General features: G+C 68.3%; 11 protein-coding genes. 5 read left to right on the forward strand and 6 right to left on the reverse strand.

The window, feature by feature from the left end; all coding sequences use genetic code 11:
• Positions 1–5 precede the first annotated feature (5 nt).
• Positions 6–2,105 carry a 3-hydroxyacyl-CoA dehydrogenase NAD-binding domain-containing protein gene (locus tag ACY466_RS11870; protein WP_463245588.1) on the forward strand — a complete coding sequence of 700 codons (2,100 nt, stop codon included), beginning with the start codon at positions 6–8 and terminating at the stop codon, positions 2,103–2,105.
• A gap of 78 nt (positions 2,106–2,183) precedes the next feature.
• Entirely contained in the window at positions 2,184–3,194 is a 1,011-nt protein-coding gene (locus tag ACY466_RS11875; protein ID WP_463245589.1) for an iron-siderophore ABC transporter substrate-binding protein, read from the forward strand.
• A 66-nt stretch (positions 3,195–3,260) separates the two neighbouring features.
• On the opposite strand, the gene dxs is transcribed toward ACY466_RS11875, so the two are convergent.
• Positions 3,261–5,153 (reverse strand): 1-deoxy-D-xylulose-5-phosphate synthase, encoded by a 1,893-nt coding sequence (gene dxs, locus ACY466_RS11880; RefSeq protein ID WP_463245590.1) that lies wholly within the window; start codon positions 5,151–5,153, stop codon positions 3,261–3,263.
• 181 nt (positions 5,154–5,334) lie between these two features.
• On the opposite strand from dxs, the gene glsA reads away from it, so the two are divergent.
• Entirely contained in the window at positions 5,335–7,188 is a 1,854-nt protein-coding gene (gene glsA / locus ACY466_RS11885) for a glutaminase A (protein WP_463252252.1), read from the forward strand.
• A gap of 24 nt (positions 7,189–7,212) precedes the next feature.
• Here glsA and ACY466_RS11890 read toward each other — a convergent pair whose 3' ends face one another.
• From ACY466_RS11890 to ACY466_RS11905, 4 genes are all read right to left on the reverse strand, one after another.
• Positions 7,213–8,040, reverse strand: coding sequence for an anti-sigma factor (locus ACY466_RS11890; protein WP_463245591.1), 828 nt, complete (start codon positions 8,038–8,040; stop codon positions 7,213–7,215).
• Complete coding sequence (sigK, locus tag ACY466_RS11895) at positions 8,033–8,704, reverse strand: ECF RNA polymerase sigma factor SigK (RefSeq protein ID WP_463245592.1); 672 nt, start codon at positions 8,702–8,704, stop codon at positions 8,033–8,035. Before sigK ends, ACY466_RS11890 begins: the two co-directional genes overlap by 8 nt.
• Before the next feature lie 213 nt (positions 8,705–8,917).
• On the reverse strand, positions 8,918–10,171 hold the full coding sequence (locus ACY466_RS11900; protein WP_463245593.1) for a class I SAM-dependent RNA methyltransferase: 1,254 nt from the start codon (positions 10,169–10,171) through the stop codon (positions 8,918–8,920).
• Entirely contained in the window at positions 10,168–12,165 is a 1,998-nt protein-coding gene (locus tag ACY466_RS11905) for an APC family permease (RefSeq protein ID WP_463245594.1), read from the reverse strand. Before ACY466_RS11905 ends, ACY466_RS11900 begins: the two co-directional genes overlap by 4 nt.
• 105 nt (positions 12,166–12,270) lie before the next feature.
• Between ACY466_RS11905 and ACY466_RS11910 the strand changes: the two genes are divergently transcribed.
• Together ACY466_RS11910 and ACY466_RS11915 are read left to right on the forward strand one after the other, a co-directional pair.
• The gene (locus ACY466_RS11910) at positions 12,271–12,933 is read left to right on the forward strand and encodes a potassium channel family protein (RefSeq protein WP_463252253.1); all 663 of its coding nucleotides are present in this window, start codon (positions 12,271–12,273) and stop codon (positions 12,931–12,933) included.
• Positions 12,934–12,964: 31 nt separating this feature from the next.
• The gene (locus ACY466_RS11915) at positions 12,965–13,630 is read left to right on the forward strand and encodes a potassium channel family protein (protein ID WP_463245595.1); all 666 of its coding nucleotides are present in this window, start codon (positions 12,965–12,967) and stop codon (positions 13,628–13,630) included.
• Here the strand turns inward: ACY466_RS11915 and ACY466_RS11920 are convergent.
• Complete coding sequence (locus tag ACY466_RS11920) at positions 13,572–14,231, reverse strand: DUF3159 domain-containing protein (RefSeq protein WP_463252254.1); 660 nt, start codon at positions 14,229–14,231, stop codon at positions 13,572–13,574. The two genes, ACY466_RS11915 and ACY466_RS11920, sit on opposite strands and share 59 nt — an antisense overlap.
• Positions 14,232–14,370 lie beyond the last annotated feature (139 nt).

The following is a 14,370-nucleotide window of genomic DNA, read 5'->3' on the forward strand; positions in this document are numbered from 1 at the left end:
TTGCCATGACTTCTGCATCGACCGGTACGTCCGCGTTCTCGGACGAGGTGGTGACCCACGCGCACACCAGGATCGTCCGCGTTCCCGGAATCGACGGGCCCGTGGCCCTGATCACCCTCGACAACGGACACGACTACACGAAGCCCTCCACGTTCGGGCCCGCCGGGCTCGAGTCGCTGAACACCGCGCTGGACGAGGCCTTCGCGGCCGAACCCGCCGCTGTCGCGGTGACGGGAAAGCCGTTCATCTTCGCCGTGGGGGCGGACCTCAACGGCGTTCCGAACATCACCGATCGGGCCGTCGCCCACGAGATCGGTACGTTGGGGCACAACGTCTTTCGGCGACTACGCGAATCGTCGGTCCCCACCTTCGCCTTCGTGAACGGCGCCGCACTGGGTGGCGGCCTCGAGATCGCCCTGCACTGTCACTACCGCACCGTCGCGGGGAACGCTGCCGCACTGGGGCTTCCGGAGACCTTCCTGGGACTCGTCCCCGGCTGGGGCGGAACTCAGTTGCTGCCCAACATCATCGGCGCGGACGGCGCGGTGACCGTGGTGCTCGAGAACGCACTCAACCAGAACCGCATGCTGAAGCCGACGGACGCGGCGAAGCTCGGCATCGTCGACGAGGTTCTCGGTAGCGCCGACTTCATCGAGCAGTCGCTCGCGTGGGCGGCGAAGGTCGTCGCCGGTGACGTCGTGCCCGCTCGACCCGAGATCGACCGCGGCCAGGCCTGGGACGACGCGATGAGCCGTGCCGAGGCCATCGTGGAGGGCAAGACTCGTGGGCACGCGCCCGGTCCGGTGCGCGCCGTCGAGTTGCTGAAGCTCGCGAAATCCACCGACATCACCGACTCGACGTCGCTCGATGCGGCGTTCGCCGCGGAGGACGACGCCCTGGCCGACCTCCTCATGGCCGACGAGTTGCGAGCAGGTCTCTACGCGTTCGACCTGGTGCAGAAGCGGGCCAAGCGGCCGGCCGGCGCCCCGGACCGGTCGCTCGCCCGCAAGGTCACCGGAGTCGGCATCGTCGGCGCCGGTTTGATGGCCAGTCAGCTCGCGCTGCTCTTCGTGCGACAACTGAAGGTGCCCGTGATCCTCACGGACATCGATCAGGAGCGCATCGACAAGGGTGTCGGCTACGTGCACGCCGAGATCGACAAGCTGCAGGGAAAGAAGCGCCTCTCCCCCGACGCGGCGAATCGCCTCAAGGCGTTGGTGTCCGGGTCGCTGGACAAGAGTGCGTTCGCGAACACGGACTGGGTCATCGAGGCCGTGTTCGAGAACATGGACGTGAAGAAGAAGGTGTTCGCCGAACTCGAGCAGTTCGTCGGCCCCGAGACGATTCTCGCCACCAACACGTCGTCCCTGTCGATCACCGAGATGGCGTCGGACCTTCGACACCCGGAGCGAGTGGTGGGTTTCCATTTCTTCAACCCGGTCGCCGTGCTGCCGCTGCTGGAGATCATCCGAGGCGAGAAGACCGACGATGCGTCGCTCGCCACGGCGTTCGCGACCGCCAAGTCGCTGAAGAAGTCGGCCGTGCTCATCGCGGACAAGGCCGGATTCGTATTCAACCGGCTGCTCACACGCGCTCTGGGTGAGGTCATGAACTCGATCGACGAGGGCACGCCCTTCGACGTCGCGGACAACGCGATCGGCGAGCTGGGGATGCCGATGAGTCCGCTGACGCTGCTGTCGCTGGTCGGTCCCGCGGTCGCGCTGCACACGGGTGAGACGTTGCACGCGGCCTACCCCGACCGGTTCCACGATTCCCCCGGCCTGCAGGCCATGGTCGAGGCGAAGAAGTCCGCGGTGTGGACCTACGGGGCCGACGGTGCGATGACGGTCGACCCGGAGGTGGCCGACCTCTGGCCCCGAGGCGATGCACCCTCGACGAGTGAGCAGGTCCTCGATCGCACTCGCCGTGCGTTCGCCGAGGAGATCGCGATCATGCTCGACGAGGGCGTCGTCGCGGCGGCGGAGGACATCGACCTCTGCCTCATCCTCGGCGGGGGGTTCGGCTTCTGGAACGGCGGCATCACCCCGTACCTGGATCGCACGGGTACGTCGGAGGCCGTCACGGGTCGGCGCTTCCACCACTGACCGTCGTCCTCGGGCGCATCCACGGATGCGTCCGAGGGGCGTCGCCCCGTCCCCGGCGATGTAGGTTAGGCTACCCACATGAAACGCCTTCGCCTCGCTCCCGTGGTCGCCGCCACGGCCGTCCTGGCCCTCGTGGCCGGATGCTCGTCCGATTCCGATACCGCCGCCACCGACTCCGGTGCGACCGACGGCGCATACCCGGTCACCCTCGCCAACGCCTTCGGATCCACCACGGTGGAATCCGCGCCGGAACGCATCGTCACGATGGGGTGGAACGCGCAGGACATCCTCGGCGCGCTCGACATCACCCCGATCGGTCAACCGCGCTACACCTACGGCGCGGACGAGAACGGCGTGATGCCGTGGGCGCAGGAGTTCTACGACGCCGACGCCACCACCCTCTACGACGATCCCGCGGCCGGTGAACCGAGCGTCGAGGCGATCGCCGCCCTCGGCCCCGATCTGGTGCTCGCACCCTACGAAGGCTTCTCGGAGTCCTACTACGACACTCTCTCCGGTGTGGCACCCGTCGTCGCGTATCCCGGCGGTGCATGGCAGACCACCTGGCAGGACCAGACCACGATCATCGGCGAGGCCGTCGGCAAGCCCGACGAGGCGCAGGATCTCATCGACGGAATGGGCCAGCGACTGGCCGCCGAGGCCGAGGCCAACCCGGAGTTCGCGGGGAAGACCGTCGCCGTGGTGAACCTCGACACCGATGCCGGCCAGGCCGACGTCTACCTGCCGGCCGACCCACGGGTTCAGGTGTTGACGGAGATGGGCTTCGTGAACGCACCGGGTGTCGTCGCACTGGACGAGGCCGACACCGCCGACTCCTTCTACTCGACCGTCTCGTTCGAGAACGTGCAGAGCTTCGACGCCGACGTCGTCATCGCCTTCACTCCGGAAGGCTTCGACTTCGCTGCGGTCCCGGCACTCGCGTCTCTCCGCGCGGTGTCCACGGGTTCGGCCGTCGCCCTGACGGACGAGCAGGTGGTCGCGGGACTGAGTAACGTCAACCCGGTCAGCACCCCGTGGGTGCTCGACCGTATCCTGCCGGATCTGAAAGTCGCCGCAGCGGCGGCGTGACCCTCGCGGTGCACCTCGACCGCGTCCACGGACGGCGGTCGAGGTGCACCGGGTGCGGGGCCCGATTCAGCGAGTGTCCCCCGGATGGTGGCCGAGCCACCCGCACACACGCCCCGCGATGTCGGTCGCGGTGAGACCGAGGTCGATGTGAATGCTCTCTCGCGACGCGTGGTCCAGGAACCGTTGCGGGACACCGAGATCGCGACACGGAACATCCACACCCGACGCTCGGAGGGCGGCCGAGACGGACGCGCCGATACCGCCGTGCAGGCCCGAGTCCTCGATGGTGACCACGAGCCGGAAGTCCGCCGCCAGTTTCGGCAGCGAGTCCGGAACCGGCAGCACCCAGCGAGGGTCGACGACGGTGGCGCTCACACCGGCGTCGGCCAGTTCGGCGGCCGTGTCGAGCGCGAGCGACGCGAACGGCCCGACCGCGACCAGCAACACGTCCGCCTGACCCTCGGGTTCGAACAGCACGTCCACCGCGTCGTCCAGGCGGCGCACGGCGTCGAGATCGGCGGGAATCGCGCCCTTCGGGAACCGCACGGCGGTAGGACCGTCGGACACCGCGAGCGCTTCGCCGAGTTCTTCGCGCAACGTCGCTCCGTCGCGAGGGGCGGCCACGCGCATCCCGGGGACGATGCCCAGAACGGACATGTCCCACATGCCGTTGTGGCTCGCACCGTCGGAGCCCGTGACCCCCGCGCGATCCAGGACGATCGTCACCGGCAGTTTCAACAACGCGACGTCCATCAGCAACTGGTCGAACGCCCGGTTGAGGAACGTCGAGTAGATGGCGACCACGGGGTGCAGACCGCCCAGAGCCAGACCGGCCGCCGACGTCATCGCGTGCTGCTCGGCGATGCCGACGTCGAACATGCGGTCCGGGAACCGGAGACCGAACGCAGCGAGTCCGGTGGGGCCGGCCATCGCGGCGGTGATCGCGACGATGTCGTCACGGTGCTCGGCCCGCGCGATGAGCTCGCGCGAGAACTCCGAGGTCCAGTCCGGTGCCGCGATGGACTTGGCCAGGCCGGTGAGCGGATCGATCACGCCGGTCGAGTGCATCTGGTCCGCGACGTGGTTCTCCGCGTGGGCGTAGCCCATTCCCTTACGGGTAACGGCGTGCACGATGACGGGCCCGCCGAAAGCCTTGGCCCGACGCAGTGCCGACTCCAACGCCGCCTGATCGTGTCCGTCCACGGGGCCCAGGTACTTGATCCCGAGGTCGGTGAACATCACCTGAGGGCTCACCGCGTCCTTGAGGCCCGCCTTCATCCCGTGCAGCATCTTGTAGGCCGGTTTTCCCACCACGGGCACCTTGCGCACCACGCGACGGCCCGTGTCGAGCGCTCGTTCGTAGCCGGGCTGCAGCCGGAGCGTGGCGAGGTGGTCCGCGAGCCCGCCGATGGTGGGCGAGTACGAGCGTCCGTTGTCGTTGACGACGATGACGACGGAGCGATCGACGCCCGCCGCGATGTTGTTCAACGCCTCCCAACACATGCCGCCGGTGAGGGCGCCGTCGCCGACCACCGCGACGACGTGCCGATCGAGCTGTCCGGTGAGGGCGAACGCCTTGGCCAGACCGTCGGCGTACGAGAGGGACGCGGACGCGTGCGAGGACTCGACCCAATCGTGTTCGCTCTCACCGCGCGCCGGGTAGCCCGACAGGCCGCCTTCCTTGCGGAGGGAATCGAACTGCTCCGTGCGACCGGTCACCATCTTGTGCACGTACGCCTGGTGACCCGTGTCGAAGATCACCGGATCGGAGGGCGAATCGAAGACCCGATGGATGGCCAGCGTCAGTTCCACGACACCGAGGTTGGGACCGAGGTGGCCGCCGGTCGCCGAGACCTTCTCCACGAGGAACGCGCGAATTTCCTCCGAGAGCTCCGCGAGCTCGGCCGGGGTCAGACCACGGAGATCGCTGGGCTCGTGCACACGCGATAGAACACCCAACGAGATCTCTCCCTTCGAAAACGCCGAGCCCGGCCGACGGTCACGAAGGACGTCGGCGTCGAGCGAGTTCTCCCGAGTCTACTTGGCGGTCAGATGACGGGTTACCGTACGAGCGCGTGATTGCGCGAACATTCGCCGCGTGAGCGCTTCCGCTCACGTCGAACCGGCCGGGAGAGGTGACATGACGGACGTCGTGCAGGAGATCTTGGAGGACGTCTACCGACTGTGCCTGCCCGATCGTTCGGGAGCCGTGGCGGACTACATCCCGGAATTGGCCGCCGTCGATCCGGAATCGTTCGGAATCTGTCTCACCACCGCGGACGGCCACGTCTACGAGGTCGGCGACACGAGGGTGCCCTTCACCATCCAGTCGGTGTCGAAACCGTTCACCTACGCCCTCGCGCTCACCGACCACGGCGAGGCGACGGTGGGCAAGAAGATCGACGTCGAACCCTCGGGCGAGCCGTTCAACGAGATCAGCCTGGATCCGATCACCGAGCGCCCCCGTAATCCCATGATCAACGCCGGAGCCATCACGTCCGCATCGCTGATCGACGGCGACGACCACGCACATCGTTTCGAACGCATCCGCGCCGCGTACTCCGTCTACGCAGGTCGCGAACTGTCCATGAACACGGCCGTACACGCGTCGGAATCGCGTACCGGGCACCGTAATCGCGCCATCGGGCACATGTTGCGCTCGTTCGACATCATCGACTCCGATCCCGACGCCGTGGTCGATCTGTACTTCCGGCAGTGCTCGATCGAGGTCACCGGCAAGGACATCGCGGCGATGGCCGCGACTCTGGCCGACAACGGCGTCAACCCGTGCACGCAGGAGCGCGCACTGGACCCGATCCTCGTCGAGCGGGTGCTGTCGGTGATGACGACGTGCGGGATGTACAACGGTGCGGGCGATTGGGTCAACCGGGTCGGCCTTCCCGCCAAGAGCGGCGTCGGGGGTGCCGTGCTCGCCGTTCTTCCGGGGCAACTCGGCATCTCGGTCTTCTCCCCCCGGCTGGACGAGCACGGCAACAGTGTTCGCGGGGTCGCGGCGTGCCGGGAGCTCTCCCGCCGGCTCGAACTGCACTTCCTCCACGTCGGGCGCGCAGCCCGCAGTGCCGTCCGCGCGCAGTACTCGATCGCCGACTCCCCCTCCCGACGTCGGCGCACCGGGGACGAACAGGAGACCCTCGCCGCCGAGGGCAACCGCGTTCGGGTGTTCGAACTGCACGGCGACCTTCTCTTCTCCGCAGCCGAGAGCGTCGTGCGCGCCGTCGGAAACGCGACCGCCCGTGTCGCCGCGACACCGGACACCGGACACCGCCTCGACGCCGTGGTCCTGGACATGCGGCGGGTCGACGACGTCGGGGACGTGGCCCGGTCCATGCTCGACCGCCTCGCCGAGGGCCTGCGGGCGGACGGCTGCGCCGCCGCGTTCGTCGATCCGAACTCCGTGATGGCCCACACGGTCTCCTCGCTCACGGACCGCGGCGGCACCGGCCGGGTGTTCACCGATCTCGACTCGGCTCTGCAGTGGGCGGAAGGCACCGTCCTCGAACGGTGGTGCAGCGGCGCGCGGCAGCCGACCACGGTCGGTCTCGACGAACACCCGGTGATCGCAGCGCTGGCACCCGACCATCGTCGCATCGTCGCGGACGCGACGGAGCGTCGCACGTTCGAGCCCGGTGACGTGGTCGCCACCTTCGGCGACCCTCCGTTGGGCCTCGCGCTGGTGTTGTCCGGACGCGTCGCGATGGATTACAGCGCACCCGATGGACGCGAACGGGCGTTGGCCACGTTGTCGGCCGGCATGACCTTCGGGGAGATGCCGTTGATTCGCCGTTCCGAGTTCGCCGTGGCGATCCGGGCGGTGGAACCCACCACCGTCGCGGTGCTGCCCCCGGACCGATTCCGCGATCTCGGGACGACGCATCCCGACGCCAAACTCGACCTGCTCGAGGCGCTGCTCGACGGCGCCTACCAGCAGGCCGAGACGATCATCGGGGCACTGAGGCGGTCGGTGATGCAGTGACCCGGTGGGGCGACCCCCGGGGAATCACGCGTCGAGAGTGACGGCTGCGATCGGATCGGTGGTGGGCGCCGGGGAACCGGTTTCCGGCTCGATCGACACCGCGAAGGTCGTGGCGTCGCTCAGCTCGGTCAGGACGAACTCGGATCCGGCCGCGGCCTCGTCGGGATCGACCAGCCCCACCGGCCTCGGCGCGGGATCCTCTCCGATCAACCACATCTCGAACACCCGGTCCGGAGCGGGCACGGCGAGACCGCTCAGGGTGACCACCGCCGCGTCCTGCGATCGGGACCAGCGCACGGTGGCCGTCCCGCCGCCGGTGACGTCGACGGAGCTGGTGCGAACGTCGTCGGCGGCGAGCACCGCGGACGTCGTCGTCCCGATGGGTCCGTCACCGAGCTGCTGGGAGACCACGACGCCGCCGATACCCACCACCAGCACGGCGGCCGCCGCAACCGATGCCATTCGCCACCGCCGCTTCCGGCGATCGTCCAGGGACGCGACGGGAGCCGGAGCGGCCGTCTCGGACAGGGAGGCGGTGCCGTCGGACGGCGACGCTCCGGGGCCCGACTCGTCGGCGGCCGCCGCGCCGACCTCGTCGAGAACCGCCGCTCGCAGCCACTCCGGAGGCGGTGTCGCGTCGAGAGAGGCGGTCAGGGCGACGGCCTCTCGCACGGAGGCCACGACGTCCTCGAAGTACTCGCGGGTCACGGCGTCGGACGCCGACACCCGCTGCTCGATGGTGAACCGTTCCTGCGGGTCCACGGCGTCGAGGGCGTAGGCGTACGCATCGTCGCGAACCTGCGGATCGACCGCGTCGTCGCGACGATGTCGACCGCTGTCGTACTCACTCACCGCGGTCGACCCCCAGACAGGTCTTGAGCTTGATCAGCCCGTCGCGGATCCGCGATTTCACGGTGGGAACGGCGACGTCGAGCCGCTCGGCGACCTCGCGATACGTCCAGCCGTTGTAGTAGGCCATGCGCACGGACTCGCGTTGCGTCGCGGTCAGGGTCTCCAGGCAACGGACGACCGACTCGGACTCGAGGGTCTGTGTCACGGATTCGAGCACTTCGTCGTGCGCGGGGCTGTGCGTCGAGGATCCGTACAGAGCTTCGCGATCGGTGCCGGACTGTTCGCTGCGCACGCGATCCACCGCGCGACGATGAGCCAGCGTCATCATCCACGCCAGGGGCGACCCCTGATTCGCGTCGTATCGGTCGGCGGTCTTCCAGACCTGCAGAAACACTTCCTGCGTGGTCTCCTCGCTGAAACCGGCGTCGCGCAGGACCCGCAGCACCATGCCGTAGACCCGCGCGGACGTCAGGTCGTACAGGCGAGCGAACGCGGCCTGGTCGCGGTCGGCGACGGCGTACAGCAGTGTCCGCAGCTCGTCCGCCTCCGCGAATCGGCGCGATCGCACGTCTGTCGCCGGGACCGGGCACGCCGGATCGGCGGGCGGAGCGTCGGTGCTGCGCAGGTGCCGGGCGCCGCTCGGGCGGGATTCCTCGGCACTCATCCGGCGTACCACCGCGGTGAATTGCTCATGATCGCGTTCATCGACCATGAGACTAGTGCCCATCGTCACCACGTCACCACCTCGCCGCGCCGTTACGCCGTCTCCCGCGTCGACCTCCCCGGGGGCCTTCTCATCGGACCTGTCATGGGTGCTTCGGCGCAGTGGCCGAACCGGATCGGTCGGGATCGACCGGCTCACCGAAACGGCGGGCGCTCAGCGCACGAAAAGCCCGATGCACTCGACGTGACTGGTCATCGGGAACGCGTCGAACGCTCGCACCTCCTCGAGGCGATACCCGTGAGCGAGATAAAGGCCGGCGTCCCGAGCGAACGATGCGGGATCGCAGCCGACGTGGACGATCCGGCGGGGGTCTGCAGCCGTAACAGCAGCCACCACGACCTTGCCCGCACCCGATCGCGGAGGATCCAGAACGACCGTCGCCGGAGACGCGGGAAGAGACGCGACCGCCTTCTCGACGCTCGATGCCTGCAACCGCACCTGCGGCAGATCGTCGAGCGCGGCCCGACCGTCGAGAACGGCGCGGTGCGAGTACTCGACGCCGGCCACGGACCCGGTGGAACCGACGTCGGCCGCCATGGCGGCCGCGAACACCCCCACCCCGGCGTAGAGGTCCCATGCCGTCTCCCCGGTCGACAACCCGGACCACTCCCGCACCACCTCGGCGTAGGTGCCGGCCGCGTGGCGATGCGCCTGCCAGAACCCCGCGGCGTCCACCGTCCACCGCCGCGAACCCACCTGCTCGGCCGCGCGCCCCGATCCCTCGACCACGCGGTGGGGTCGATGACCCGAGGCAGCTCGCCGAGACGACGCTCCTCGTCGACCACCCGAGTGCCGGGCCGGCGCGTTCGCGGGTGGACCGATCTCCACGACGTGTCGGGCACCGTCGGCGTCGAGGGCCACCACCAGATCCGATCCGGGCTTCCACGCTCGGTCCGCCAACCCGTCGTACATGCCCGGCACGGCCTGAGGGCAGGCGAGATCGGTGACGATCTCGGAGCTGCGCAGGCGCCGGAACCCCGGCCGACCGTCGTCGTCGACTCCGAGCCTGATGCGGGTACGCCACCCCGTCTGCTCGCCGAGGGCCTCCACCGTCACCGAGTGCTCGATCGACGCGACGCGCTCGAGTTGTTCGGACACCACCGCCGCCTTGATGGTCCGGCTCCCCCCGGCGGAGACGTGGGAGTGGTCGCAACATCCGGACCCGCCGGGACCCGAGATCGGGCACAGCGGTTCGATGCGGTCCGCCGACGCCTCGAGGATCTCGACGGCATCGGCGCGGCAGAAGGACTTCCCGCCGTCCTCGGTGATCAGCGCGCGCACGCGCTCACCGGGCAGGCTGTGCCGGACGAAGACGACCCGGCCCTCGTGCCTCGCCACACAGAATCCACCGTGCCCGGGCTTGCCGACCTCGACCTCGACGGTCCGTCCCAGCCAGGAGATGCTCACCGCCGCGGCCCCTCTTCGTATCCGCGCCGTGACGATCCCGGCGCGTTCTGCAGGCTTTCCCGTTTGGCTCGTTCGGACGAGCTCAGCTGCCATGGGACGCTGGTGACCATCACCCCCGGCTGGAACAGCAGGCGACTCTTCAGACGCAGAGCGCTCTGGTTGTGCAGCACCTGCTCCCACCAGTGCCCCACGACGTACTCGGGAATGAACACGGTGACCACGTCTCGCGGCGAGTCGCGTCGTACGCGCTTGACGTAGTCGAGGACGGGCTTGGTGATCTCGCGGTACGGCGATTCGACCACCTTCAGCGGAACGCTCACGTCACTCTTCTCCCACTCGCGCACCAGGGTGCGGGTATCGGCGTCGTCGACGTTGACCGTGATCGCCTCGAGCGTGTCCGGTCGACCGACCCGGGCGTACGCGAGAGCCCGCAACGTGGGGTTGTGCAGCTTGGACACCAGAACGATCGAGTGCGTGCGACTCGGCAGCACGCCGTCCCATTCCACGTCGGCGAGTTCGGTCGCCACCGAGTCGTAGTGCTTGCGGATCAACTTCATCATGCCGAAGATCGACGCCATCGCGATGATCGCGATCCATGCCCCGGCCAGGAACTTGGTCACCAGCACGATGACCAGAACCACGCCGGTCATGGCGAGACCGATCCCGTTGATGATTCGTGAGCGCATCATCGATCGGCGGACGCTCGTGTCCGTTTCGGTGCGCAGCAGTCGCGTCCAGTGCAACACCATCCCGGTCTGACTGAGCGTGAACGAGACGAACACACCGACGATGTAGAGCTGGATGAGGGCTGTCACCTCGGCACCGAACAGGACCACGAAGGCGATCGCCGCGCCGGAGAGGAAGACGATGCCGTTGCTGAACGCGAGACGGTCACCGCGCGTGTGGAACTGACGGGGCAGGAAGCGGTCCTGCGCGAGGATGGACCCGAGCACCGGGAATCCGTTGAAGGCGGTGTTCGCGGCCAGGACGAGGATGAGCGCGGTCGCGACCGTGATGAAGTAGAAGCCGGGCGGGAAGTCCGAGAACACCGCCTCGGCGAGCTGGGCGATCAGGGTCTTCTGCTGATAGCCCTCCGGTGCGCCGATCAGTTGCCTCGCCGGGTCCGCCGCGTACTTCACCCCGATCTGTTCGGCGAGGACGATGATGCCCATCAGAAGGGTGATACCGATCGTGCCGAGCAGAAGCAGCGTGGTGGCCGCGTTGCGCGACTTGGGCTTTCGGAAGGCCGGCACCCCGTTGGAGATGGCTTCGACGCCCGTCAGGGCGGCACATCCCGAGGAGAACGCGCGGGCGAGAAGGAAGGCGAACGCGATCCCGTACAGCTGACTGTCGTCGGCCCGGAGCTCGAAGGCGGACGATTCGGCGGCGATGTCCGAGTCCAGCACGTACACCTGGATCAGCCCCCACCCGAGCATCACGAGCATGCCCACCATGAAGGCGTAGGTGGGCAGGGCGAACGCGGTGCCCGACTCGCGCACGCCGCGCAGGTTCATCGAGGTGATCAGCACGATCGCCGCGACCGCGAACAACACCTTGTGCTCGGCGATGAACGGGACCGCGGAACCGATGTTGGACGCCGCCGCCGAGATCGAGACCGCCACGGTGAGCGTGTAGTCGACCATCAGGGCACTGCCGACGGTGAGCCCCGCGGTGGGCCCGAGGTTCTTGGTGGCGACCTCGTAGTCACCTCCGCCGGACGGGTAGGCGTGCACGTTCTGCCGGTAGCTCGCCACGACGACGGTCATGACGACGGCGACGGCGAGCCCCACCCAGATGCTGAAGGAGTACGCCGAGATCCCCGCCACGGCGAGCACGAGGAAGATCTCCTCGGGCGCGTAGGCCACGGACGACATGGCGTCGGAAGCGAACACCGGGAGCGCGATGCGTTTGGGAAGAAGCGTGTGTCCGAGCCGATCGCTTCGGAACGGCTTACCCAGAAGCAGCCTCTTGGTGGCCGTCGAAAGCTTGGACACATCGGAGAGCGTAGGCCGTACCGGCCTCGACCGAGGGGCAGGGTGACGATAGCGTGGCGAGAGCGGGTCGTCCCGTCCGTGTTCGTCCGCCCGATGGGAGCCGAGTTGTACGTCGTCGTCATGGGCTGTGGCCGGGTCGGTTCCGCCCTCGCCGGATCGCTGTCGCGCATCGGACACGAGGTCGCGGTCATCGACCGCGACCCCACCGCCTTCCACCGGCTCGGTGCTTCCTTCACCGGCCGGCAGGTTCTCGGAATGGGATTCGACCGGTCCGTGCTCGTCGATGCCGGTATCGAACAGGCCGACGCGTTCGCCGCGGTCTCGTCCGGAGACAACTCCAACATCATCTCGGCTCGGGTGGCCCGCGAGACGTTCGGCGTCGAGCGGGTCGTCGCCCGGATCTACGACGCGAAACGTGCCGCCGTGTACGAGCGGCTGGGCATTCCGACCGTTGCCACCGTCCCCTGGACGACGGATCGGTTCCTCCACACTCTCATTCACGACACCGAACCGACGAAGTGGCGCGATCCGTCCGGCAGCGTCGCCGTCGCGCGTATCGACATCCACGAGGACTGGGTGGGCAAGAACGTGGCCGCACTCGAATCGGCGACCAAATCTCGCGTCGCGTTCGTCATCCGGTTCGGTGCCGGCCTGCTTCCCGACCGCAAGACCGTCCTGCAGGCGGGCGACGAGGTGTGGGTCGCTGCGGTGGCAGGCACGGTTGCCGAGGCCGTGGCGCTCGCCGGTAACCCCCCGCCCGCCGAGTGAGCGTCCGCCGCAGTCCAGAGAGGCACACAAGATGAGAGTCGCTATCGCCGGCGCCGGTGCGGTCGGCCGGTCCATCGCTCGCGAGCTGATCCGGTCCGAACACCACGTTCTGTTGATGGAGCGCAAGGTCGGTCACATCGACCCGTCCGCCGTCGAGGCGGCCGAATGGGTCCACGCGGACGCATGCGAGCTGCAGACACTCGAGGACGCCCGCATCGAGACCTACGACGTGGTGATCGCCGCGACGGGTGACGACAAGACCAACCTGGTCCTGAGCCTGCTCGCCAAGACCGAATTCGGGGTGGACCGTGTGGTCGCCCGCGTCAACGACCCACGCAACGAGTGGCTGTTCGACGCCTCGTGGGGAGTGGACGTCGCGGTGTCGACGCCACGGATACTCGCATCGCTGGTCGAGGAAGCGGTGTCCGTCGGTGACCTGGTCCGCCTCATGACCCTGCGCCAGGGTCAGGCGAACCTCGTGGAGATCACGCTGCCGAGCAACACGCCGCTGGCGGGAAAACCGATCCGCAAGATCACCTTTCCTCGTGACGCCGCTCTGGTGACCATTCTTCGCGGAGGACGAGTGATCGTCCCGGAGAAGGACGACCCGCTCGAGGGTGGAGACGAACTGCTGTTCGTCACGACGGTCGACGTGGAGGACGAGCTTCGTTCGGCTCTGGGTCTGGACCGGCACTGATCGAATCCGGGGTGGCGGCGGCCGCCGTCGACGTATCTTCCGCTGCCCTCACCACGCCGTCGGCGCGACGCACGGCCCACACCGTGATGCCGAACGCGAGGGCGGCCAACGGCCACCCCATCCCGATGCGGGCGACCGCGAGCCAGCCGGTCTGATCGGTGTCGTAGAGCTCGGATTGCACCAGGTACCGGGCCGCGAACACCAGGACCCAGGCGAAGGTGGCGAGGTCGTACGCCCTGATCGCGGCTCGATGAGAACGCCAGGCGCCCGAGCCGCCGTTCAGGAACCCCCACACGATGCCGACGAGCGGGCGCCGCACCAGGATCGACGCCAGGAATACCGCGCCGTAGGCGAGCGAGGTGTAGATACCGAAGAGGAAGTATCCCTTGGCGTCTCCGGTTCGGTAGGCGATGAACGCGCAGATCCCGACGCCGAAGAAGCCGGAGATCGCCGGCTGGATGGGCTCGCGCCGAACGAGGCGCCACCCCAGGATGGCCGTGGCCAGACCGAGGGCCGACCAGATGGCGACCGTGAGTCCGGCGACGCCGTTCACCGGCACGAAGATCAGCACCGGGAGGGTGGAGTAGACGAGCCCGGTCATACCGCCGAGCTGCGTCAGAACGGTCTCGGGAGCAGCCTGCTTCACGGTCTCGGGGGACGGTTCCGGCGCTGATTCCGACTCGGTGCGGTCGCTGCGATCGCTCATGCGACCAAGGGTGCCAGAAAGACGGCCGAGTCCG

The organism is Rhodococcus sp. K11/5 (assembly GCF_055193735.1).